This window comes from Wolbachia endosymbiont (group A) of Philonthus cognatus, from assembly GCF_947251755.1.
GTDB lineage: Bacteria > Pseudomonadota > Alphaproteobacteria > Rickettsiales > Anaplasmataceae > Wolbachia > Wolbachia pipientis.
On record NZ_OX366388.1, the window covers coordinates 1,247,782 to 1,271,827 of the forward strand.

Sequence of the window (24,046 nt, forward strand, 5' to 3'; positions counted from 1 at the left end):
TCAAGCGTTTAAAACATAAAAAACGCCAATATTTTAAAGCGGATAATAACCCCAGGGCTTCTTTTGCCTTTTTTTTCATTTGGTAAATTTCTTAATGTTTGTGGCTAACATGAACAAACATTTGAGAGTAACTTCCGCTAGTAGGGTGTCATCCCAGTGTCTGGGCACTGGGATGACAAAAAAAGGAGGCTACTCGGATGACAGCTAGCCTGACAACCGTCATCCCGCTGCTTGTTAGCGGGATCTCTTGTTAGCGCCGCGGCGGTATGACGTAGAATTTTACACTCACCAATTCAGTGTCCAATCTGGATTCCAGACTGGAATGACACCCTTTTGGATGGAAACCAGTGTCAGGACACTGGGATGACAAGAAAGAGGCTACTTGGATGATACCTATAGCCCTGTCATTCCAGCGCGTGACGCTGGAATCTAGTTCTTATTATATATCCAGAGATTTACTATATTAGTAATATCAAACTAGATCAATTCTTGCTACTTCAATTTTTCTTTCAGTTAATTCCTGCCTGGCACGTTAAGTCTAGCCTTTTATAAATGAACCAGAATTATAATTTATCTTTTAAAAATCTCAAATGTAATAAATTTATGTTTTAAAGGATTTGATATATCAAATTTTATTGTATTTACTTTCTCATCAAAAACTATAGTATTCTCATCTATGTGATATCTGTCTATTTGATATGCTAGTGAAAATGCGTCAAGCTTATCAGAAGTTGGAGGAGATTTATATACCACTACATTTAAAGTTTCTAAGTCTAAGTTCACTCTAACAGTCACAACACCTTGTTCAAACGAACTTTCAAACAAACCTTGAATAGATTCACCATGCATACATGGCGGGTCCATTCTTACAGCAGATATACATCGATTATATATTGCATCCCCTGAACCGTTGTGCATGCACATCATAAAATCTTTACTTCCTTGAAAAAGGTCTATAAAATCTACCATAACACTTCACCACTACATAACAAACACTTTATAATATTATAAGTAACTAGCAAGCTCCATTACTAATTTCGTAGTGACTCTAATTGCAAAATTTAATATAAGTAGTAAAATAGAACCACTGAATAAAAAACATATGTTAATTAATACAACGTCGGAGCTGGAGGACATATGTGAGGGGTTGATAGCAAAAAAGCCAAAATTTATAGCAGTTGACACGGAGTTCATTAGAAATAATTTAATCTACTACCCAAAATTATCGTTAATTCAAATTTCTTACGGAGAGAAGAGTTTTATTGTAGACGCATTAGTGCCAGAAATTGATTTATCATTCATTAAGAAAATAATGCTAAATCAGGGGATAACCAAAGTGTTTCATAGCTGCCGGCAGGATATAGAATCCTTACTCACTGTGTTTAAATGTATTCCCACTCCCATTTTTGATACCCAAGTTGCTGCTATGTTTTGTCATTATTATCATGACTTTATTGGTTACTCAAAAGTAGTGGAGCAATATCAAGGAATAGCACTGGATAAAATTAAAGCTAAAAATTCAGATTGGTTAAGGCGTCCGTTGTCCGAAGATCAGTTAGATTATGCAGTAAACGACGTGGTACACCTATATGACCTATACCAAATATTGTGCAATAAACTTGAAGAAAATAATAGGATGGGTTGGTTTCAAGAAGAGATGGAATCAATAGTTGATATAAATAAGTATTTACATAGCCCAAAAGATGCATGGAAGAGGATTAAATTTAATTATGAAGTAAATCCAAGATTGATACTAACTGTTAAAGCAGTTAGTGAGTGGCAAGAAACCTTAGCACAGCGCTATAATATGAACCGTAATAAAATAATCAATAATGCTGTAATAGCTGATTTTATTGAAAAAAATGTAGAGCATGTTGATGAGATTTTAGATGATCTCAAGAGGAATACAAAAAATATAAAAGATGCGGATTTACTAGAGTTTGTGAATATTTTTAATGAAAATGAGAGAAATTGGATGCAGCAAAACAACACCTTATCGAGTAATTATGACAAATCTGTACTTGATATACTCTCAATTATTTTAGATAGTAAATGTAAAGAAAGTAACATATCAAGGAAATTAGTTTCTTCAAAAGATGAGTTAACCTGGTCAATATCTGGACAGACAGATAAATTATTCAAGGGATGGAGATATGATTTTTTTGGCAGGTCAGTTGAATCATTTTTGAACACAAGCTCAAAATTTGAGATTTCAGCAGTGAAATCCGCAAATAATATAACCAAAATTCAGAGTAATTTAGTGGAGAATAACTGTTGCTAAAGTAACTTAGATTTATCGACAATCGTCATCCCACTACGTGTTAGTGGCTAAGGGATACCGCGGCGGTATGACGGTTAAGTAGGGTGTCATCCAAGTAGCCCAGACTACTTCGATCCAGGAAAATTGATTGTAAACGAGCAAACATTTTCGATAAAATTACCAAAAAGCTAGATCCCAGACTGGGATGACACCACCTACAAATTGCAATGTTCGTATAGTTATGTGCTTGACACTGGGATGGCTTTGTTGCATCGCTACTTATGAAAGGCTAACTATAGTTAGGATTATAAGCAACCTATTGAAAATCTTGTTTTTTTGCAATCAATCTGATCAAATTTAAGAATAGTAATTTGTTATTTATATTAATAAATTTAATTCCATTGAAAATAGCTAAAGCATTGAAATTCTTGAATTTTAGCCGGATTGGTAAATGGTAGTGAAATTTCTTTTACTCAAATTTAGGTATTCATTGACCGTTCTTGTTATAAATACCAGAATAATAAGCTACTGATATTCCCTATCTTTTTTATCTTTAATCCATCATAGCTAGCGATGCAACAAAGCCCACTGGGATCTAGAAAATCTAGTTAATATATATAGAGAAACCTTAGCTATAGTTTCAAAAGAAGTCGAATGTATTTTGTTATATGATTATAAGTCTAACAGGCGGAATTGGGGTAGGAAAGAGCTTTGTAGCTAATTGCTTTCAAGAGTTTGGTGCTGTTGTATTTGATGCTGATTCTGTTGTACACCAACTTTATAAAGTGGATAAAAGCATAATAAGTTATGCAGAGAAAAATTTTCCTGGAGTGGTAGTAAATGGTGAAATAGATAGAACAGTACTGTCTAAATATTTCTTAGCCTACGATGAAAATTGGAAACAATTTCAATCTTTGGTTCACTCTGCTGTGCTGCGTGAATTAGAATTTTTTATTGCCAAGGAAAAAAAGATCGATAGAAAACTTTTAGTTTTAGATGTGCCACTTCTATTAGAAACAAAATTTTATTTATATTGCGACCTTATTGTTTTTGTTCATGCAGATAGCGTTGTGCAAGCTCAAAGACTTAACGAACGCAACATAGATAAAGAAAAGCTTAATCTAATCTCCGATGTTCAGTTATCTATTGAGGAGAAAAGGAAGATGAGTGACTTTATTATCGATACCAGTGTAAGCAAAGAGTATGTTTTTTCTCAAGTAAAAGATATAGTGGATTCATTAAACCTAAACACGTAGCTCTACGTCATACCGCCGCGGTATCTCTAGATCCCGCTAACAAGCAGCGGGATGACGGTTGTCAGGATCCCAGCAGCCTCCCTCCCCTGTCATCCAAGTAGCCCCCTATGGTGTCATCCCAGTGCCCAGACACTGGGATCCAGGAAAATTGATTGTGCACTATAGCAACATTTTTGATCAAAAACTGGATTCCAGTGGGCTTTGTTGCATCGCTACTTATGAAAGGCTAACTATAGTTAGGATTATAAGCAACCTATTGAAAATCTTGTTTTTTTGCAATCAATCTGATCAAATTTAAGAATAGTAATTTGTTATTTATATTAATAAATTTAATTCTATTGAAAATAGCTAAAGCATTGAAATTCTTGAATTTTAGCCAGATTAGTGAGTGGTAGTGAAATTTCTTTTACTCAAATTTAGGTATTCACTGACCGTTCTTGTTATAAATACCAGAATAATAAGCTACTGATATTCCCTATCTTTTTTATCTTTAATCCATCATAGCTAGCGATGCAACAAAGCCATTCCAGTGTCAAGCACTGGAATGACACCCTTCCGGTGGGAACTGCTCTCAAACTACAACAGCATGAGTAGCTACAGAAGCTTTAATGATACAAGAAAAAATAAACAGCTATCATTTTTTTAGTAATTAAGTAAAATAGAGTGAAAGATTGCGAGGAAGTTTTGAAAAATAAGATAAAAAAGATAGTAATTTCAGGAAAGGAAGTGTGGCCAATCATCGAGGGCGGCAAAGGCATTGCAGTTAGTGATGGAAGATCAAGCGGAGCATTTGCTGCAGCAGATGCTGTGGGTACATTTTCTGGTGCAAATGCTAAGCTTATTGATGATAATGGCGAGTTAGTGCCACTAATTTATAAAGGCAAAACAAGAAATGAAAAGCATAGTGAATTGATTGAGTATAGTATTGAAGCTGGAATTAGTCAGGCAAGAATAGCAAATGAAATATCAAAAGGTCATGGAAGAATACACATGAATGTACTTTGGGAGATGGGAGCAGCAGAACGCGTGCTTCATGGCATATTAGAAGGAGCGAAAGGTTTGATTCATGGTATTACCTGCGGTGCTGGTATGCCTTATAGGCTTGGAGAAATTGCAGCTAAATATCAGGTTTATTATTACCCTATTATCTCATCGGTGCGTGCTTTTAAAGCATTATGGAAGCGTGCTTACCAAAGAATATCTTCCTATTTGCTTGGTGGAGTAGTGTATGAAGATCCATGGCTTGCTGGAGGGCACAATGGACTGAGTAACAGTGAAGACCCAGAGCTACCACAGGCTCCATTTGAAAGAGTTGCAGAGCTTAGATCTTTCATGAACGAGATCGGTCTTTCAGAAACACCAATTGTTATGGCAGGAGGAGTGTGGCATTTGAAAGATTGGGAACATTGGTTTGACAATCTGCAAATTGGACCAATAGCTTTTCAGTTTGGCACTCGTCCACTTTTGACGAAAGAAAGCCCAATTTCTGCAGAGTGGAAAAAGAAGCTACTCACTTTAGAAGAAGGTGATGTATTTTTAAATAAATTCAGTCCAACAGGGTTTTACTCATCTGCAGTAAAAAATAACTTCATACGTGAGTTGCAGGAACGGAATTCACGTCAAATAAAGTTTTCAGAAAATGCTAGCGAAGAATTTAATAATGAATTTGCAATGGGTAGCAGAGGTAGAAAGATCTACCTTACTGCAAAAGACAAAGAACTGGCAAATACATGGACTAAAGCAGGGTATACAGAAGCAATGAAAACTCCAGATACAACTGTTATTTTTGTGACGCCAGGCAGGTTTGCAGAGATAAGACAAGATCAAATCAATTGTATGGGATGCTTAAGTCATTGTTTGTTTAGCAATTGGAAAGATCATGGTGACCATTCAACAGGACGAAAGCCAGATCCGCGTAGTTTTTGCATACAAAAAACACTGCAAAACGTTATACACGATGGTGATATTGAGAACGAACTCATGTTTTCCGGGCACAATGTGTACAAATTTAAGCAAGATCCATTTTATGAGAATGGCTACGTACCGGCAGTAAAAGAACTGGTGGAAAGGATATTGACTGGGTATTGAGTCAGCAGTGGCCTGAAAAGTCCATTTTTCACTTTATAAAATGTTTATATTTTACTACCTACTTTATTTGAATAAGTTCTTCTGCCACACTTGAACGAATATCAAAAAAGATTGAATATTTGTATAGAATAGTGTATAATTATTAATCTTTTCTCAGTATTTTTACTATGGCTTTATCTAAGTTTCTCGACCCTAAGCTGGATTTAACTGACCTTACCCAGAAAAAGTAACCGTTCACGGAATATTCCCAATTAGGCAGGAATAGCGACTAAATTCTGTAGTTTCTGGACAGGATTCTGATCATTCAAACGTGCAGTCAAAAATATCGAAAGCATTCTTTCAATGAACTTTTCTCCACGTTCTGACCAAGTGAAAAAACTATTTTTACGATAAATGACGTACCGTCTAGCCTGACGTTCTGCAAGGTTATTGGTTGTCTCGATCAGATCAGGATTGCGCACGAATCTCCACATCATATCTTCAGAACGTAGTATATTGGCAGCCATTCTCGAGGCCTGAGTTCCTTTTGCAACCCTTGTTATCTCTCGCAAAAAATGTTTCACCCTTTTTCGAATCTTCCTCATTAACCGGAAAAATCTTAAATTGTCTATCAGGTTTTGTTTACGTGCTCTATCTACCACAAATACCCTGTTGCTCAGCGATTTTAATGCTGCGCCAATTCTGCTCACTTCAACATTTTTACTGTAAAAAAACCTTTCAAAGTCCCTTGCTAAATGGGCCCAGCATATCTGTCTGTTTTCACGATTAAAGTAATTATACGCAGCATACCTATCGCTTATAACTATTCCATCATACTCTGGCAATAGCCCTTTTAATATCTTCTTTCCGCGAGATCCAACTAACTTCATAAGTGTTGCTGTTTTATTCGTTACTACCCAACTCCAACCTTTCTTTCCCTGGTTCCTATGGCTTGTTTCATCTATATGTAAATACTTGCTTTTCCGTAGCTCTTCTCTTATTTTTTCGTATTCAGATATACATTTTTCTGATACTCTACCCTCGGTCTTTGATACCAAACCTAGGCTTATATTCAGATTAAATATGCTGCTCAAAATTTGCTGTACTTCCCTTTTTGAATTGATAAAAAATCCACTAAAACTGCTAATTACTGCTTTTGCATTAGCTCCTAAAAGATCCCTTGTCACACCTTCAGGCAGACTAGCTGAGATCCTTTTCTTACACGCCTTACAGTAGCCTTTTTGTAGCCTATATTCAGTCACTATCGGTTTAATTTTTGGCAATTCAACCTTTTGATGCACAGTTTCTTCTTCTAAAATAACTTGGCTTCCACACATGCAAATTGTATCAATTGAACATTTTACCACCTCATCTGCTACCATCAATTCCCGCTTGTGCGCTTCATGTCCTGGCTGCCCGCCTGGTTTTTTATCGCTCTTCTTTTTTGTCTTTTTGCGATATACATCTTGCGATGGTGGCAGCGATGAATTTTTTGAATTTAAACCCAGCTTATCCTCTAGCTCAATTATTTTTGTCCTTAACTTATCATTCTCTGCTTTCAGAGTACCAACTTCTGACTCCAATACCACAATCTTTTCTTGTAGCACCTCTATCATCAACCCCTCATCTATCTAGTTTATTGTTTTTTATACTAATTATGCAATTTTTGTAAACTACTTTCTTATACCGTGAATGGACAAAGTTGATAAGCCTAAACGCCATCATGTCTTTAGGAGAGTCTGCTAATGAAGGCTCTTAAGTTGACGCCATTGCGTGAACGGTTACACTTTTTCTGGGTAAGGTCAGTTGGATTTTCACCAATTGTATTCTAAACGCTTACTTGGCGCACCCATAACAAAAATGCCTGAAAAACGTTAATAATTATATACTATTATTAATAATTATTCAACCATATTTTAAGCTTACAATTTTGAGCTTAACTGACGCTTATGGATAGGGGCAACTCTATCACCCTGTGTTATGTTTATTTTCTAACGGACGCTGATTTTTGTATCGTAATTTCTTGCTATAAATTGGTTATATAAGAGCTGGCTTCTAAAATTTTATAACCCTAATTTGAATTAACAGACAGTAGAATCGAAAGATTATTACAAGGAGAAATCTACACAGATCGACCCTTTTGTGAATCTGCGTTTCTGCTTTCTTCAACTTGTTTTGCAAAAGATGTTTCCGGTTTCTGAAGTGGCTTAGCAATTTCACGCACAACGGCAATAACTGCTGTTAAAAACGTTTTTAACAATGCACCTAAAGCTCCACCAACTGCTTCCCTGCCATATATATGAGCTTGCTTTTCGTTACCGTCAGCAGTTTCCCCTGCCCTCCTTCTTGGATCCATCCTATGAGCAATCACCGAAAACAACACTCCCCTGATTGAAGACTTCACTTTTTCCTTTGCTTCGTGGACATCCCCATCTTTTGCTGTTTCATGTCCATGACTTAAGTGTTTAGCGTTCATTAGCTCCTTTTGTTGCTGGGCAAACATGCTACTTAATACTTCTTCTATCACTTGCTTTCTTCTCTTCTCTCTAACTCTTTTCATAGATTCTGATTTATCGCGAGTGTGTTTGGTAGTTTCAAATTCTGCATCAATATCTTCGGACGCAGCCTGACTATATAAAGTCTCTATGAGCCTGTCTATGCTTCGCTTTATTTGCATAGTCCTTTCGTAACTATCTAAATTATCAATTCCTTCGTCGATCTGATTTAGAATATCCTCAAAAACTTTCAAATAGTCTTGAATATATTGTATTATGTATTGCTTATCTTCCTCTTTGTGTTGTTCTTCTTGATTTTGCTGATTTTCATTTTCTAAACTTTTCTCTCTTTTATCATCGTTATTTTCTTCAATATCATCACCGTCTTCCTCGAAAAGGTCTTTGTCGTTCATGATTTTTTTTAATTTAGTTAAAATTCTCACCAGTTACTATTGTATATGAAAAAATTAAATTAACATTAATGAAAAGCGTTTACAACTTCAGCACTGACTAAAACGACAGTAAAGCTGTCAAAAGTAACAGGATCATAACACCTCTCATACAATTCAACTGAACACCTAAGCCTTATCTTTTCCTTAGCATTAAAACTAATTTCATAATCATTATTAGAGTTTAGCATAGCAGAATTACGTAATAATTCATCAGCTAATACAGAGTCTAAAATTCCATTAATTTTTATCGTAATGTGTCTGCTTCCAGCAGAATCCAATACTTTTCTCCAGCCAAAAGAAGAAATATCTTTCACCTCTTCTCTGTTATTACGCAAAGTAAACCTTAGGTTTCGTATATTATTTAACACAATAAAATTATTGTCATGATCTTTAATTTTTAGCTGTAATTTGCTCATTATCACCTCCTTTTATTAAAATATCAAAATTAATTGTTGAATGTAAAATTTCATCGTGTTGATCCATAGCACAATTACTTTCTAAAATGGCCTCATTATTAAAACCTTCAATGCTCTTAAGTATCAAGTTAATATGCCTTATAATGGCAAACATACTGCCTATATGATGGGTATATATGTCGCATGAAAATCTTGCCTTTGTAGCAAAATTGGACAGCATATGCAGGTTATTATAATTCACTACGCGCAATCTTAGGTAAGGAATGGTGACCTGTTTAGGTAAGTAGTCATAAATGTTAGTAACATATTTTCTTAAATCAGAATTTGCCTTTAGTGCTGCATAAATGCTATTGTACAACTCATTTATAGCTTGAATTTTTTCCATAATTAACCCTCACAGACACGGCTATTGCAATTTGCAGGTGGCAGATGGTGTCATTCCAGTGCTTGACACTGGAATGGCTTTGTTGCATCGCTAGCTATGATGGATTAAAGATAAAAAAGGTGGAGAATATCAGTAGCTTATTATTCTGGTATTTATAACAAGAACGGTCAGTGAATACCTAAATTTGAGTAAAAGAAATTTCACTACCACTCACTAATCCGGCTAAAATTCAAGAATTTCAATGCTTTAGCTATTTTCAATAGAATTAAATTTATTAATATAAATAACAAGTTACTATTCTTAAATTTGATCAGATTGATTGCAAAAAAAACAAGATTTTCAATAAGTTGCTTATAATCCTAATTATAGTTAGCCTTTCATAAGTAGCGATGCAACAAAGCCCACTGGAATCCAGGAATTTTATTAAGTTGGTAAGCATAAAAGTAGCCGTTTTATGTTAAAACACAACGTTCTTGATGAGATTACGGCAAGGCTGGATTCCAGTGGGCTTTGTTGCATCGCTAGCTATGATGGATTAAAGATAAAAAAGATAGGGAATATCAGTAGCTTATTATTCTGGTATTTATAACAAGAACGGTCAGTGAATACCTAAATTTGAGTAAAAGAAATTTCACTACCACTCACTAATCTGGCTAAAATTCAAGAATTTCAATGCTTTAGCTATTTTCAATAGAATTAAATTTATTAATATAAATAACAAATTACTATTCTTAAATTTGATCAGATTGATTGCAAAAAAACAAGATTTTCAATAGGTTGCTTATAATCCTAACTATAGTTAGCCTTTCATAAGTAGCGATGCAACAAAGCCATTCCAGTGTCAAGCACTGGAATGACATCATCCTTTTTTGGGATTCCAGTGCAGCTACTTGCATCTGCAAATTGCAATGTTCGTACAACTGTGGGTGCTAAGTTTTACAAACACCGTTGTGCTGAACCTTGAATATCCACTTCTTTCAATTCAGTGTCAGGAGCGATGGGTTTTGATATTGTGTATGTAATGCCACCAGCTATCAATGCAGATACCACAGAAGCTGCAACTATTAATAGAGCAGACAATCCGGAAGCAATACTAAGAGCAGCACCTACTGCTAACATAGCTGCAAGGCTCGCGTAGGCAACTTTTGGGGAAAATTGTCTTTTTCCTACTTTTTCTAGTGACACTTCATTTGTTTTAGTTTTGCCCAGTTCACCCTCAAGTGGTGTGTTTTCATTCTCCAGACTTCTTATTTTTTGTGTTAGTGATTCATTCTCTTTATTGAATTGTTTCAACTTAGTCTCATGTCTAGCTATACAACTTTTTGATTCTGCTAGTTCCTTTTGCGCTTTTTCTAACAACACTTTTGTTTTAGAATGCTTATTTTCGTTTTCTTCTAATTCGCTATTAAGCGTTGTATTTTTACTTTCTAGATCTTGTATTTTTTGTTCTAGTGATTCATTCTCTTCATTGAGTTTCTCCAGTACTTCCAATTTAGTCTCATGTTCAGTGACACAATTTCTCAATTCTGTTAGTTCCTTTTGCGCTTTTCCTAGTCCACCCTCAAGTGTTGTGTTTTTACTTTCTAGATCTTGTATTTTTTGTTTTAGCAATTCATTCTTTTTCTGCTCATCCTTTAGCTGAGTACGTAATTCTTTTAACTTAGCTTTACGTTTTTCAACCTTTTCTGCTTTTTCTGGAGTTTCCGTTGCGTTGTGTGTTTTGGAATGAGAAAAGGTACTAGGTACAACCTCAGATCAACTATGTTTTTTTAAATTTTTTGAATTTAGTTTTATTACAACTCTTGTTTATAACTTTGTATTTTTATTCAATTAAAAAATGTATTTTTGGTAACAAAAACCCTAGTTTACTACAGAAAGAAATTTATATCAAACAACTACCACTGCTTAGACCGTATGGTTGATGAATATGTGCTTTAAATTTGTGTGGGCGCACATATTCATCAACCTATTTTCTATGCAGATTTTAAAAATTTACGTTGACTGCTTCTTTAAGTCTTGCATTAGCAATCACTATAATTTTACGCATTAGAGCTGTTATAGCTACCATCTTTTTTTTACCTCTACCAATGAGATCAGAATAAAAAGCACCAAGTACAGATTTAGACTTTGCAGCAGCCATAGCAGCAGTAAAAAGCTTTGCACGAACATTGCTTCTACCACCTGTTATCCTTCGGTAACCAATAGTTTTACCGCTTTCTTTTGGATGCGGGGCAACTCCAGCAAGACTTGCAACTTCTTTTTTGTTTAAGTAGCCAAGTTCTGGCATCAGGCATACAAAATCTTGAGATAACTTGATACCTATTCCCGGTACTGTTCTAAGTATTTTTTGGCGCTTTTGTAACTCTAGATTTTCATCAATGATTTTTTGTATTGCATTATTGATCTCATTTATCTGACCGTTAAAAAAGTCAATGGTTTTTTGGCAACTTTCTTTTATATGCTCGTTTTCAGGTGCTTTCAGTCTACATTTCTCTTGAACTCTCATTTGTGTAATGTCATCACGTCGTTGACAAAGTGCAACTAAGGCTGTTTGTTCTTTTGACATAGGCACAAATAGAGATAGAGTACTATAGCGTTCACATCCATATTGAGCAAGAGCTCTTGCATCTGATTGATCAGACTTTGCTAAAGTTCCATGAGATATGACAAAGCTTTTTACTTTGCGAGTATTAGCTCGATGTACAGCAACATTCTTATCAACAAGAAAATGTGCTAAGCCAAGCTCATATTTTCCAGTGTTTTCCAAAGTTACTAGAGAATTAGGTAGGATATCTGAAAATTTTTGAAACAACTGTTGCCAACCAGTAGCATCATTGTCAAACTTGATAGTGCTCTTTTGGTTGTGAGTTGCGGCAACATTTTTAAATTTTCCGATATCAATTCCAATGAAATTTTGATAAGATGTAATCATAATAAATAACCTCGATAGTTTAATTAATTTAAGATTGTAAACGGGTGCATACATATGTCCCATGCAACTATTCAAACGTATCGAGAGATGGGGCTAGTGTACCTTGATCTGAACGGTTGTAATACCAATGGCTCTTCGGTCGCACATGCCCGTGATAGCCCTATTCCTATAGTGAGTAGGGTTATCTTTCCCTCTTATCTCTTTTATATCACATTTTTAACTTACAATGGCTGATCACACATACTGTTTAGTCTATCTATTAGGTCTTCATCCTTTATCAATGAGCGATCTGCTCCATATTTTATCAAAAGTTTTGCTAATTCTTTATTGTCATTTGCAACAGCAAAATATAAAGGGGTATGTCCATCTTTATCTTGTGCATTAATATTTGCTTTACGTTTTATCAAAAGTTTTACTGATTCTTTAGCGCTTTTTGCAGCAGCATAGTGTAAAGGGGTCACGCCATCTTTATCTTGTGCATCAACATCTACTCCATTATCTATTAGATATTCTGCAATCTCTACATAACCATATGTAGCAGCATAATGTAAATGGGTCACGCCATCTTTATCTTGTGCATTAATGTCTTCTCCATCTTCTAATATAGATTGGTCTAAAGCTTCAGATTCATCTGCATCAAAATATATTCCACTATCGCCACTATTACTTTTATTTAAAAAGATCTGTTCCCCATTATATGTAGTATACTGCTCTGGATGTTGACTGTGCAAGTCATTATGTTCTATGCGCTTCTGATTATTGGCAAGTCTTTGTTCTGCCTCTTGCAACTTTTGCGCCATAGCATCTCTTTCTCTTATAGCCTGTTCTTTTTCTAATGTATCATCTACTTTGTCTGTATTGTTTTCATTAACGATTGAGTTTGAAGAAGTCTGTTCATCCTCATCTTGTACATAGATTTTTCTGTTGTTTGGTGTAGTTCCGTTGTTCTCTTCCTGATCTCTTGCATTACATGCTTGCACTGCAGCAGTTGCGTTATTTCCGTTCACAGCTAAATTTCCTGGAGTTTTATTATTAGGCTGCGGTAAAGTGCCTTGTCTATTTTGTCTTCTCGTAGCTCCTGCCTCAGCATAACGTTGTTCTCCTTCCTCTAACATTTCTATTATAGCCTTTTTACCTTTTACATCACCGACAATATCCCTTGGAGTTCGGCCTTGACTATCTTTTAGTAAAGGATTTGCGTCATTATTCAATAAAAGCTGAACTATCTCTTGATGACCATGCAAAGCAGCAATGTGCAAAGCAGTTAGCTTAGACTTAGCTTCATCAAGTTCATATATTGGTTCATTAACTTTTGCTTCCTTTGCTAGTAGGAGTTTTACTATTGGTACACTGTTACATTCCACAGCAAGGTGTACCAACATATAATTTACAATTTTGTCTGAATCTAATATACTGAACATCTTATCTATCTTCAAATTGTTATAAGTGCTATATACTATTGAGTCTGCATCTTTTAGCTCACTTCCTATTCTTTCAAGTAAATTATTCTCATTTAAACCTTCACTCTTGCTTACCTCATTTATTATTTCAAAAAACTTTTCCTTTTTTATTGCCATAACCTTTCCTCTCAATTTATTTATTATTGCTGAACAGTCTCACAAAAAAGTTAAGTTTGTCGAAATTCCATGTTTGATCTAAAAATTAGTCATAAACATTTTCTTGTCTGTCATCCAAGTAGCTGACACTGGTTCACTCTATAATGGTGTCACAGCAGTCCTACATCATGCCACCGCGAACCGTCATACCGCGATTCATTCGCGGTATCTCAGCCGCTAACTGTTCTCCCTCATCATACCGTCACGGTATCTCCAGATCCCGCTAACAAGTAGCGGGATGACGGTTGTCGTTTAGCTATAAACATTAAGGAATTTACCAAACGAAAAAAAAGGCAAAAGAAGCCTCGTGGTTGGCTAATTACTTACATTATACTTTCAAGTATGGCGTTTTTTTATTCTAAACGCTTAATAACCGCGATTTAGTTGCTTTTAAGCCGCAACTAATCTAAATTATAAACATTAAGAAATTTACTAAACAGAAAAAAAGGCAAAAGAAACCCTAGGGTAGCTAGTTATTCACTATCCATTTTTTAAATCGGCGTTTTTTGATGTTTTAAATGCTTTATAAGCGCATTTCAGCTTATATTAGGTAAAAACCTAGAATTTTATAAAGACATAAGGTGCACATAGTGCAAAAAATTAAACATGGGACGCCAGATACGTGAGTTTTTTTGTCATTTAATCTGTACAGAGAAGATAAATAAATAGCTTCAGTTTCATGATAAGGGCGCTGGCGGAGTTTGTCAAGTAAGTTTTTTGTTTCTGCGGACTACCTGGATTAATATTATATAGAAGGTTTGCTGCCAATAAAGCCTAAACTTACCAAATACATTTCTGTAGATTCAGATCTACTTGACTTTGGTTTAAAGTATTTTACTGTTTTAAACATTTTTTTTAGCTCGTTACAAAAATCTTTATCAGATTCTCCTTGGAAAATTTTTACTACAAACGTGCCACCATGACTCAAGAAATGCTTTGCAAAATTGAGCGCTGCTTCGCATAAAAGCATAATTCTGATATGATCCAACGATTTTAAACCACAAGATTCGGGGGCCATATCAGATAAAATTACATCAAATTTTTGATCCTTGAATTTTTCTCTTAAAATTTCAAGCTCATTGATAATATCGCATTGTATAAACTCTACTCCATTAATTGCATTCATTGGTTTTACGTCAAGAGCAACTACATTTGCATCTTTCTGAGATGCAACTTGTGACCATCCACCAGGAGAAGCACCAAGATCAATAATTTTTTGCCCTTCTTGGAATAATTTAAATTTGTTATCCATTTCTACCAGCTTATATGCTGAGCGTGACCTATAACCATCCTTGCTAGTTTTTTGCACATACTGATCATTCAAATGACGATGTAGCCACCTTGTTGAAGATAGTTTTTTGCCTCTAGCCGTCTTTACTCTAGTTTTTATTGCTAATACCCTACTTATTATTGATTATATCTTTAAGCTCTTTTTCAACTACTTCTTTTACCAGTGCATGTAGATATTTATTCAGCCATTCTGAGAGCTGAGGTTTTAAAAGAGATGTAACTAATTCTTCAACAGTAAGGTTCGCTTTTTTTTGTTGTTTATGCTGTAATTCGTTTTGCATTTTTCCAAGCAACGCTTTGATCTCTTCCATATTCTCTTTTAAAATTAGATGATCGTTATTTTGCGCTTGTAAGCCGCTATTACTCGCTTTGTTATTACTCATTTGGATATTATCGTACAAATAAATATCTTTTTTTTCTTCTGAATTGTAGCTATGGCCATTAAATTGGTTATTGTTGCAAGCCATTTCCTCACTTTGGTCATCATTATCAATGTCCTCTTTTTCATTATTTTCTTTTTTGCCATCTTCTTCTATTTCTTCTGGATACTCTTCCTCAAGGTATAGCACATCATCATTTTCATCCTTTATTTCTGCTTTATCGTTACTCGCGTTTTTACCCGATATAGCTTTTTTTATATCTTCTAGGATATCTTTTACAGATTGATTGCCTTGTTCATCATGCATAGTGCTAATACCATTAAATTTAGAGGTCTATACTATTTATCATAAAAAGCAAGTTGTAAACACTAATCACATAATTGCTTTTTGCTTCAACTAAGTCTGAACGTGCTTTAAATAATGCATCTTCAGTGTCCAAAAGGTCAGATGTACTCTTTAAATTTAAGTTTACTTCTTGCTCAACTCCTTCCAATGCTAGAGCTGCTGCTTTTTCCGCTTCTTGACTTGCTTTGATAATGGCCTTTGCTGTCAACACATTATTCCAAGCATTTACAACTGCTTGTTCTATATTTTTTACCGTTTCATAATAATCGTAGGTAGATTTTTTTGCATCCATTTTAGCTTTACTGACACCAAAAGCATTAACTCCTCTCTTAAAGATCGGAACATCAAGAGTAAAAACTACATGAACATTTTCTAATAGTTTGTCTACCTTCATACCATCCTCCCCAAAATTTTTGCTTGCACTTAGATTTAAAGAAGGAAGCCACTTGGAGCTTTCAGCAATCACTTCCATTCCGGCTGCTCTTTTTTGATAAACTGCTGCTTTTAGAGATAAATTATTGGTTTTTGCTAACTGTAAACATTCATTTAGCTCTGGAACAGAAGGTAGTTTATCATTAGCTTCAGAAAGGTCATCAGCATCTTCGCCAATCAAATGATAATAAGCAATATTTACCAACTTTAATTTACCTTCAGCATCAACTCTTTCGGATATAGAAGACGAAAATTTTGCTTTTGCTAACAAAACTTCAGCATTGGTTACCTCTCCAAGGGAAAAGCGTTTTTTCATAGCTGACAAATGTTCCAAAGAAACGCGTTCTTTATGTTCTCTGAGCTTTAATATTTCTGTCTTTTGTAAAACATTAACATATGCTTTCACAGCATTAAGTGCAAGCTCTTGTTTTAATTGCTGAAATCGCATCTTTTCTGCTTTGAGAAGATGGCTTGATCGACTGAATGTGGCAAAGGTACCACCGCCATCGATTAATTTCTGGCGCAATGTAAGTTTTTTTTCAGATGTATCAAGATTAAAGTTACTATCGAAATTGTATTGCAAATTAATGTCAGGTAAAAATCCAGCTAACCCAGAAGATTTATAGTGTTTTTCTGCGCTTTTATATTGGTAAAATTGAGACTTTATTTTTGAGCTATTTTTGATGGCTTTGCTTATCACTTCTCCCACATCGGTTGCATAGCAACTTATAGTATTAAAAATGATCGCAAGTGTGATAATCAATCGAAACATTCTAATTCCTATGCATATTGGTTGCGCAGCTCAATTACTAACATAAATTACTTTAATAATCAATAACTAATATTGTTGACACTATTGAGAAATTAAGTATATCATAGCTTACTATTGTTGGATCAAATAATGAAGACTTTTTTCTTAAAGGAGAAACAAATCAATAAAAAGTGGTTTGTCATAGATGCAGAAGGATTAGTGGTAGGGAGGCTTGCAGCATTTGTAGCGACACTATTACGTGGAAAGCATAAACCTGAGTATACACCTCATATGGATTGTGGCGATAATGTAATTATTATCAACGCAGAAAAGGTGCATTTCACCGGAAAGAAGCTTAAAGATAAAATTTACTATAAGCATACAGGTTATTCTGGTGGTTTGAAGAAAACTACTCCAGATAATATTTTAAATGGCAAATTTCCTGAGCGTGTAATAGAAATGGCAGTGAAAAGGATGCTTGATGATGGGCCTATGGCACGTAGACGCTTTGAAAATTTGTATGTTTATTCTGGTTCAGAGCATAAGCATCAAGGACAGCAACCTGAAAAGATAGATTTTGCCTCTTTGAATCGTAAAAATAAAAAGTAATGGAGTAAAAATGAAGAGTTCTACAATAAATAACAATGATTGGTCAGAAAAGACAATTAAATCAGCAGTTGATTCGCTTGGTCGTTTATATGCTACAGGCCGAAGAAAAGAATCTGTAGCAAGAGTATGGATAAAGCCGGGGAGTGGAAAATTTAGTGTTAACAAAAAAGGCGATCTAATTTCTTATTTTAAAAGAGAGTCAGTGTGCCAAATAGTAAAAATGCCATTTGTTGCAACTTCCACATTGGATAAATACGATGTATTTGCAACTGTAAAAGGTGGAGGGCTATCTGGTCAAGCAGGTGCTCTAGCTCATGGAATAAGCAGAGCTTTAAGTAGTGTAAGCCAAGATTTGCATTCTATGCTACGTAATGGCGAGTTCTTAACTAGAGATTCACGTGTTGTTGAACGTAAGAAATATGGTCAACATAAAGCTCGGAAAAAGTGTCAATTTTCTAAGAGATAGTTATTTTATAGGGGTGTTTTTTTGTAAGTATTATACAAATATTTGCAAAAATGTATGATATCCTCTATTTTTGTGATGAATTTAGTTGACTATCGGTGTCAACATAATATGCTATTTATGTGATTTTTTCAATATTAAGGTAATTTATGAGTAAAGAAGATATAATAAAACAATTAAAGGAAGATTGTTCTAGTCAGAATATAGATATAACAAAATCTGATTTGAGCAAGATTCATGATGCGTTTATTAAAATAATAAAGAATGAGCTGCATGGGAAAGGTGAAATACGTTTGCATGGAATAGGAACATTTTCTACTGCTATCAGTCAGGAAAAACAATGTCGTAACCCCCAAAGTGGTGAGATCATGACTGTTCCTAAAAAGACAAGGGTAAAATTTAAAGCAAGCCAAACTCTTTTAAGTATTTTAAATGAGAAGGAAAAAGCAGCAGTTAGTTAGACATTGTCATTTTCATTGTTTTTACTACGCTGTGTAAGCCGTAAAATACAGCTTCGCTAATTAAATAGTGGCCTATGTTAAGAGCTGAGATGTGAGGTATTCTTGTCATCTTCTTAGCGTGTTTATAAGTTATGCCATGTCCTGCGTGGCATTCTATTCCTAATTTATTGACGTACTCTGCAGCATTAGTAATTAACTGTAACTTTTTTTCTGATGGATTATCACAGTAATCCCCTGTGTGAATTTCTATTATGTCAGGTTTTGTCCCTAGCTTTTCAAGATATTTTAGTTGATCAATATTTGGATCGATAAACAGTGAGACTTTTATGCTAGAGCTATGCATTTCCTCTATTATACTAGAAAGTTTACTGTGCATATTCACGATATCCAGGCCACCTTCGGTTGTTAATTCTTCTCTTTTTTCTGGTACTATACTAATCGAATAGGGTTTTACCTTTTTTGCTATTTCAAGCATTTCTTCCGTGGCTGCAATTTCAAGATTTAGCTCAGTGCTAATGCTTTTTTTTAGGTTAAATACGTCTTCATCTCTAATATGCCTTCTATCTTCTCGTAAGTGTACAGTAATAAAGTCTGCTCCAGCGTCAATGGCTATTTCTGCTGCTTTCAATGGATCTGGATAAGAAGTTCCGCGTGCGTTGCGGAGGGTTGCAACGTGATCGATATTAACACCTAGTTTCACAATCTACCTCAGAAATTATTTATAGATTATACATGTTATTAGGTTTTTTGCATAGTCATTGTTTGACCTTATCCAGAAAAAGTGGAGAGAAAGAAAAGAGTTTTTTTGGGTAAAATAAAATTTTGGAGGATTAGAAATGGTAAGAGAATATACAGCAGAATTCAAATTGGAAGCTGTTAAACTGGCAAATGAACAAAGAAAGGCAGGTCAAACAATTACAAAAATAGCAAAGGATTTAGGAATAAAGGGTGGTTTATTAGGAAAATGGATAAAGAAACACAACGAAAAAAAGTCGGCAGCAGATGCATTTCCAGGTAGAGGTAACATGGCTCCTTACGACAAAGAGAGGTTTGATTTACAAAGAGAGTTAGCAAGAGTAACAAGGGAAAGAGACATTTAAGAAAAAGCCCTGGCCAGTCAAAAAGAGTAAAATATTTTTTTATAAAAGAGCATAGTAACTGCTATAAAGTACAGGAATTATGTAGGATTTTCTGCTAGTGGCTACTATAAGTGGACCACAAGAAAAATAAGCAGTAGAGAATCAGCAAATAAAGAGCTACTCGAAGCTATTCAAAAAATATATCAAGTTTCTAAATGTAGATATGGAGCTCCTAAAATTCATGCTGAATTGAAGGCTTTGGGTAAAAGTTGCAATTTGAAAACGGTGCAAAGTATTATGCAGAAAAATGACATCAGGGCTATACTGAGAAGAAAGTTTAAAATTAAAAAACAACAAACAGATAATAGAGCTGTAGCTCCCAATATACTAGATCAAAACTTTATTGTTGATCAACCAAATAAAGTATGGGATTACTTACATCAAAACCAAGGAGGGATGGCTATATTTGGCAGCAATAATTCTCACGTATGGTAGTTAATGAGTAGTGCAATAAATAAACAATTGGTTATGAACTCTTTATTAATGGCCATTAATAGGCGTAAACCTGTTAAAAATCTACTGCTGCACAGTGACCAAGGTTCACAATATACTGCGCAAGGGTATCAATATCTCTTAGCTGTAAAGAATATAGATGAGTAATAAAGGCTGTTGTTACGACAATTCTGTTGCAGAAAGCTTCTTTAGCTCATTGAAAAGAGAAATACTTATTGATACTTCACAACACTCTGCTCAACAAACTAGAACTGCAATATTTGAATACATAGAAATTTTTTATAACAAACAACGTCACTATTAGAGGTTGTCCACAAACCAAGGAATACGTAGTATATAAAGAAAGAATATTGAGGTAAGAGATGAGGAAAAAATATCCAACAGATTTAAGTAAAAGGGAATGGGCAAGAATAGAAAAACACTTCAGAGTATCGTACAAGAAAGGAGGAAGGCCACCAAAATACAGTAAGTGTGAGATAGTAAATGCAATTCTTTATATACTGCGCACAGGATGTCAATGGCGCTATTTACCACACGATTTTCCGCCGTGGAAGGCTGTGCATGAACAGTTTAGAAGATGGAAAAAGCAGGGAATTTTTGAGAAAATGAACTATGATATCACTAAATATAGTAGGTCAAAAATGGGAAGCCGAGCGCATGCATAGTGGACAGTCAATCGGTAAAAACCACGGAAAAAGGGGGGGCAAAGGTTATGATGGTGCGAAAAAGGTAAAGGGGAGAAAAAGACATATAATCACAGATACTCAAGGATTTGTGCTTGGTTGCTATGTAGGAGCTGCAAGCGAAAATGACAGAGATGGGGTGAAGATGGCATTGGACAATATGAAGGAAAAATACAGCAATATTAAGAAAATGTGGGCTGATATGGGATACCAAGGAAAAGATTTAAAGGATTACGTAAAGAGAGAATATGGGATAGATATTGAAATTGTCAAAAGGCCTCCATGTAGGTTTTGGGTGCATAAAGATACACCACCAGAACTATTGCCACAACGGGATGGCTTTGTTGCATCGCTACTTATGAAAGGCTAACTATAGTTAGGATTATAAGTAACCTATTGAAAATCTTGTTTTTTTGCAATCAATCTGATCAAATTTAAGAATAGTAATTTATTATTTACATTAATAAATTTAATTCTATTGAAAATAGCTAAAGCATTGAAATTCTTGAATTTTAGCCGGATTAGTGAGTGGTAGTGAAATTTCTTTTACTCAAATTTAGGTATTCACTGACCGTTCTTGTTATAAATACCAGAATAATAAGCTACTGATATTCTCCATCTTTTTTATCTTTATCCATCATAGCTAGCGATGCAACAAAGCCCAACGGGATCCTGGATTTTCAGTACAGCCGAGAAGGTGGGTGGTAGAGAGGACTTTTGCTTGGATCAATAGAAATAGAAGGCTATCAAAGGAGTACGATTTACTTACAACATCTACTGAAAGTTTCATATATCTGGCTATGAGTAAAGTTATGTTAAGTAGGGAATATGCTTGATTTACTGGTTTGTGGACAACCTCTAAGTAGAAAGAGTGGGGTACAATTATACTGAATATTACAAGCAATAGAGACCCAATAGCACCCACGCTCGTACCAGAAATTACACACTTTATTGCTCCAAGTTTCTGCAAGATTTTGCCAGCAAATAGACTGATGAGTGAGAAGCACCCAACTATTGCACCTTGATGTAGTGCATAAATAGTGCTAGATAAACCAAAAGTCTTCATATACAGAAAAGGTCCACAAGTAATGAATGACATATACGCAGCAGAAAAGAGGCTTGACATCAAAGACAACGTAACAAACCTCGGACTAGATAGTAGTTTTCTGTAATCTTTCATCATTTTTTTCAAACTGAAAATATCGCGGTCCTTTTTTGTTTCTGGTAACGCTAAAAGCAGCAAAACCCAAGAGATTAAACAAAGTATTGCAACAGTTGCATAATTACCACGCCATCCTACAATTTCATTGATGAAACTGCCTAACACTGGCGCAATTGCCATGACAACTGTAAGAACAGAATTCATGATTCCAATAAATTTCACCGCTTCGTCGCCTTTGTAGCTGTCTGCAACGATTGCAAACACAACTACAGATGTGCTAACACCAATGCCCTGAACAAAGCGAGAGATTAAAAGCCAAAAAATCGACGGTGCAAAAACACAACCAACAGCGCCGATTAATAACAAAGTGTTACCTATGATCATAATTCTCCTTCTGCCATAGCATTCAGACAATGGACCAAAAAACAACCCTCCTATGCAAAAGCCTAGGAAATTATAAGCAATAGTTAATTGAATTATGCCTTCCGGTACGTTAAAATAGTGCACCATATAAGGAAAACTAGGTACGGAAATGTCAATTTCAATGAACTTGGCAATGAGAGACAGGATTAACAGAAATGGTAGTAACATTTGAGATTTTTAATTAATGAATAAAAATATCACATTTAAAGCGTTGAAAGAAAACATTTTTTACTGTTATTAAAATGGTTAGAAACACCTCATGTGAAGGAATGGTGGATAAATTGGACACTAGGGTTAATTAAAGAAAAATATGACAACTATGTTAAAGCTCTTACTCTCTGTCCTAACTTTACTTATTTCCTCTTACTTTTTCAACAGTCCGTCTAAATTACTACAAGCAGTTTAATTTTTAGTAAATATGTCATTATTCAAAAATATGCAAGAAGCTTTACAGAAACTTAACATAATTTTATCATACAAATGTCATTCTTAAGTCCTATGTAAAAACAAATTTTGGCACTAATTTAATTAACTATGAGCTGGATAAATTGGAAAATAAATTTTGTTTACTTTTACAACACCTTAAGATCTAATGTCACTTTATCAATCAAAAATATTACAATAGGCTAGTATGTTCCTTACTCTTTTTCTCAAAATATTACCTATTTATATTACAATATTTATTGGTTACTTAGCAGGAAAATATCTTAAAATTGATAGAAACACTATATCTCAAATACTTTTTTATATAGCTAATCCAATAGTGATTTTATATGGAGTCTCTCATACAGAAGTTAACTTAAAAGTAATTTCTCTGCCGATTTTGATATGGTTTATAGGTAGCACTATGTCCTTATCAGTGTATTATCTTTCTTCTTTTTTATTTAAGGATAACACAAGAAACATATTAGCATTTAGCTCGGGCAGCACAAGTATGGGTTATTTTGGCCTGCCGATTGCCATGGCTTTATTTGATGAAGATTCAGTATCTGTATATGTTGTTTGTTATATAGGAATGGCGCTATTTGAAAACAGCTTAGGATTTTACATAGCTGCAAATGGTATTTATACCGCAAAAGAATGCATATTAAAGTTGTTCAAACTTCCTTCGCTTTATGCGATGGTTCTGGGCTTCTTTTTAAGTATATACGATATACAAATACCTACTTTTTTAACAGATGTTATGATGAATATTAGAAGTACATTTGTCACATTAGGAATGGTGCTACTTGGAGTGAGCATTGCGAATATTGCAAGCTTTAAAATAGATTGGAAGCTTGCTTTGATCACTATTACAGCAAAGTACGTATTCTGGCCACTGTTTGTTTTAGGAATTGTCCTTTTAGACAAGCATGTTATAGGTATATACGATGAGAGCATATATAAAGCACTGATGTTGCTAGCTATTATTCCAGTTTCTGGGTCCAGTATAATACTTGCTAATATTTTGAATTATCAACCAGATAAAGCTACTCTATTGCTTCTAATCAGTACTGCAGTGGGACTGTTTTATGTTCCACTAATAATATCATTATTTTTTACTAAACTTGTTCCTTTTTGATCAAAAAATTAAGCG

At 34.7% G+C, this 24,046-nt stretch carries 21 protein-coding genes and 4 pseudogenes; 12 read left to right on the plus strand and 13 right to left on the minus strand.

Annotated elements, in window-relative coordinates; translation table 11 throughout:
* Positions 1 to 570 precede the first annotated feature (570 nt).
* Positions 571 to 969, minus strand: coding sequence for a hypothetical protein (locus OPR21_RS05700; protein ID WP_265029768.1), 399 nt, complete (start codon positions 967 to 969; stop codon positions 571 to 573).
* A 133-nt stretch (positions 970 to 1,102) separates the two neighbouring features.
* Here OPR21_RS05700 and OPR21_RS05705 point away from each other — a divergent pair, with 133 nt between their 5' ends.
* From OPR21_RS05705 to OPR21_RS05720, 4 genes are all read left to right on the plus strand, one after another.
* Positions 1,103 to 2,281, plus strand: coding sequence for a ribonuclease D (locus tag OPR21_RS05705; RefSeq protein WP_265030312.1), 1,179 nt, complete (start codon positions 1,103 to 1,105; stop codon positions 2,279 to 2,281).
* 647 nt (positions 2,282 to 2,928) lie between these two features.
* Positions 2,929 to 3,516, plus strand: coding sequence for a dephospho-CoA kinase (gene coaE / locus OPR21_RS05710; RefSeq protein WP_006280338.1), 588 nt, complete (start codon positions 2,929 to 2,931; stop codon positions 3,514 to 3,516).
* Between the two features lie 58 nt (positions 3,517 to 3,574).
* Positions 3,575 to 3,814: a hypothetical protein gene (locus tag OPR21_RS05715; protein ID WP_265029770.1), complete on the plus strand. Its 240-nt coding sequence runs from the start codon at positions 3,575 to 3,577 to the stop codon at positions 3,812 to 3,814.
* A 386-nt stretch (positions 3,815 to 4,200) separates the two neighbouring features.
* Positions 4,201 to 5,604 carry an NAD(P)H-dependent flavin oxidoreductase gene (locus OPR21_RS05720; RefSeq protein WP_182365528.1) on the plus strand — a complete coding sequence of 468 codons (1,404 nt, stop codon included), beginning with the start codon at positions 4,201 to 4,203 and terminating at the stop codon, positions 5,602 to 5,604.
* Between the two features lie 251 nt (positions 5,605 to 5,855).
* Here the strand turns inward: OPR21_RS05720 and tnpC are convergent, their stop codons facing one another.
* The 4 genes from tnpC to gp17 all read right to left on the minus strand — a co-directional run bounded on the left by tnpC (position 5,856) and on the right by gp17 (position 9,331).
* Entirely contained in the window at positions 5,856 to 7,199 is a 1,344-nt protein-coding gene (gene tnpC, locus OPR21_RS05725) for an IS66 family transposase (RefSeq protein WP_265022247.1), read from the minus strand.
* Positions 7,200 to 7,705: 506 nt separating this feature from the next.
* The gene (locus tag OPR21_RS05730) at positions 7,706 to 8,491 is read right to left on the minus strand and encodes a hypothetical protein (protein ID WP_077188485.1); all 786 of its coding nucleotides are present in this window, start codon (positions 8,489 to 8,491) and stop codon (positions 7,706 to 7,708) included.
* Positions 8,492 to 8,556: 65 nt separating this feature from the next.
* On the minus strand, positions 8,557 to 8,946 hold the full coding sequence (locus OPR21_RS05735; RefSeq protein ID WP_006279869.1) for a phage tail tube protein: 390 nt from the start codon (positions 8,944 to 8,946) through the stop codon (positions 8,557 to 8,559).
* Positions 8,921 to 9,331, minus strand: coding sequence for a tail completion protein gp17 (gene gp17, locus OPR21_RS05740; RefSeq protein WP_006279870.1), 411 nt, complete (start codon positions 9,329 to 9,331; stop codon positions 8,921 to 8,923). The genes OPR21_RS05735 and gp17 overlap by 26 nt, the downstream gene beginning before the upstream one ends.
* Before the next feature lie 454 nt (positions 9,332 to 9,785).
* On the opposite strand from gp17, the gene OPR21_RS05745 reads away from it, so the two are divergent.
* On the plus strand, positions 9,786 to 9,920 hold the full coding sequence (locus tag OPR21_RS05745; RefSeq protein WP_265029776.1) for a hypothetical protein: 135 nt from the start codon (positions 9,786 to 9,788) through the stop codon (positions 9,918 to 9,920).
* Positions 9,921 to 10,267: 347 nt separating this feature from the next.
* On the opposite strand, the gene OPR21_RS05750 is transcribed toward OPR21_RS05745, so the two are convergent.
* The 6 genes from OPR21_RS05750 to OPR21_RS05775 all read right to left on the minus strand — a co-directional run bounded on the left by OPR21_RS05750 (position 10,268) and on the right by OPR21_RS05775 (position 17,098).
* Positions 10,268 to 10,942, minus strand: coding sequence for a hypothetical protein (locus tag OPR21_RS05750; protein ID WP_265029777.1), 675 nt, complete (start codon positions 10,940 to 10,942; stop codon positions 10,268 to 10,270).
* 373 nt (positions 10,943 to 11,315) lie between these two features.
* Complete coding sequence (locus tag OPR21_RS05755; protein ID WP_265029711.1) at positions 11,316 to 12,263, minus strand: IS110 family RNA-guided transposase; 948 nt, start codon at positions 12,261 to 12,263, stop codon at positions 11,316 to 11,318.
* Positions 12,264 to 12,484: 221 nt separating this feature from the next.
* Positions 12,485 to 13,840: an ankyrin repeat domain-containing protein gene (locus tag OPR21_RS05760; RefSeq protein ID WP_265029780.1), complete on the minus strand. Its 1,356-nt coding sequence runs from the start codon at positions 13,838 to 13,840 to the stop codon at positions 12,485 to 12,487.
* A gap of 784 nt (positions 13,841 to 14,624) precedes the next feature.
* Entirely contained in the window at positions 14,625 to 15,203 is a 579-nt protein-coding gene (locus tag OPR21_RS05765; RefSeq protein WP_006279871.1) for an RlmE family RNA methyltransferase, read from the minus strand.
* Positions 15,204 to 15,279: 76 nt separating this feature from the next.
* Positions 15,280 to 15,855, minus strand: a complete 576-nt coding sequence (locus tag OPR21_RS05770; protein ID WP_010082598.1) for a PopZ family protein — start codon at positions 15,853 to 15,855, stop codon at positions 15,280 to 15,282.
* 19 nt (positions 15,856 to 15,874) lie between these two features.
* A complete protein-coding gene (locus OPR21_RS05775) occupies positions 15,875 to 17,098 on the minus strand; it encodes a TolC family protein (RefSeq protein ID WP_006279873.1) in 1,224 nt (407 codons plus the stop codon).
* Between the two features lie 129 nt (positions 17,099 to 17,227).
* Between OPR21_RS05775 and rplM the strand changes: the two genes are divergently transcribed.
* The 3 genes from rplM to OPR21_RS05790 all read left to right on the plus strand — a co-directional run bounded on the left by rplM (position 17,228) and on the right by OPR21_RS05790 (position 18,610).
* Positions 17,228 to 17,686, plus strand: a complete 459-nt coding sequence (gene rplM / locus OPR21_RS05780; RefSeq protein ID WP_010082596.1) for a 50S ribosomal protein L13 — start codon at positions 17,228 to 17,230, stop codon at positions 17,684 to 17,686.
* 10 nt (positions 17,687 to 17,696) lie between these two features.
* Positions 17,697 to 18,152: a 30S ribosomal protein S9 gene (gene rpsI / locus OPR21_RS05785; protein WP_265029782.1), complete on the plus strand. Its 456-nt coding sequence runs from the start codon at positions 17,697 to 17,699 to the stop codon at positions 18,150 to 18,152.
* Between the two features lie 146 nt (positions 18,153 to 18,298).
* Positions 18,299 to 18,610 (plus strand): HU family DNA-binding protein, encoded by a 312-nt coding sequence (locus tag OPR21_RS05790; RefSeq protein WP_006279876.1) that lies wholly within the window; start codon positions 18,299 to 18,301, stop codon positions 18,608 to 18,610.
* Here the strand turns inward: OPR21_RS05790 and OPR21_RS05795 are convergent.
* Positions 18,603 to 19,310: a pyridoxine 5'-phosphate synthase gene (locus OPR21_RS05795; RefSeq protein ID WP_006279877.1), complete on the minus strand. Its 708-nt coding sequence runs from the start codon at positions 19,308 to 19,310 to the stop codon at positions 18,603 to 18,605. The two genes, OPR21_RS05790 and OPR21_RS05795, sit on opposite strands and share 8 nt — an antisense overlap.
* A gap of 136 nt (positions 19,311 to 19,446) precedes the next feature.
* Here OPR21_RS05795 and OPR21_RS08770 point away from each other — a divergent pair.
* Positions 19,447 to 20,506: pseudogene (locus tag OPR21_RS08770) on the plus strand (IS3 family transposase).
* A 58-nt stretch (positions 20,507 to 20,564) separates the two neighbouring features.
* Positions 20,565 to 21,222 (plus strand): annotated as a pseudogene (locus OPR21_RS05820) (IS5 family transposase); the annotation flags it as partial.
* A gap of 522 nt (positions 21,223 to 21,744) precedes the next feature.
* Here OPR21_RS05820 and OPR21_RS05830 read toward each other — a convergent pair.
* Positions 21,745 to 22,638, minus strand: a pseudogene (locus tag OPR21_RS05830) (MFS transporter); the annotation flags it as partial.
* Positions 22,639 to 22,654: 16 nt separating this feature from the next.
* Between OPR21_RS05830 and OPR21_RS08775 the strand changes: the two are divergent.
* Positions 22,655 to 22,797, plus strand: a pseudogene (locus OPR21_RS08775) (N-acetyltransferase); the annotation flags it as partial.
* Positions 22,798 to 23,101: 304 nt separating this feature from the next.
* Positions 23,102 to 24,031 (plus strand): AEC family transporter, encoded by a 930-nt coding sequence (locus tag OPR21_RS05835; protein WP_006279391.1) that lies wholly within the window; start codon positions 23,102 to 23,104, stop codon positions 24,029 to 24,031.
* Positions 24,032 to 24,046: the final 15 nt, after the last annotated feature.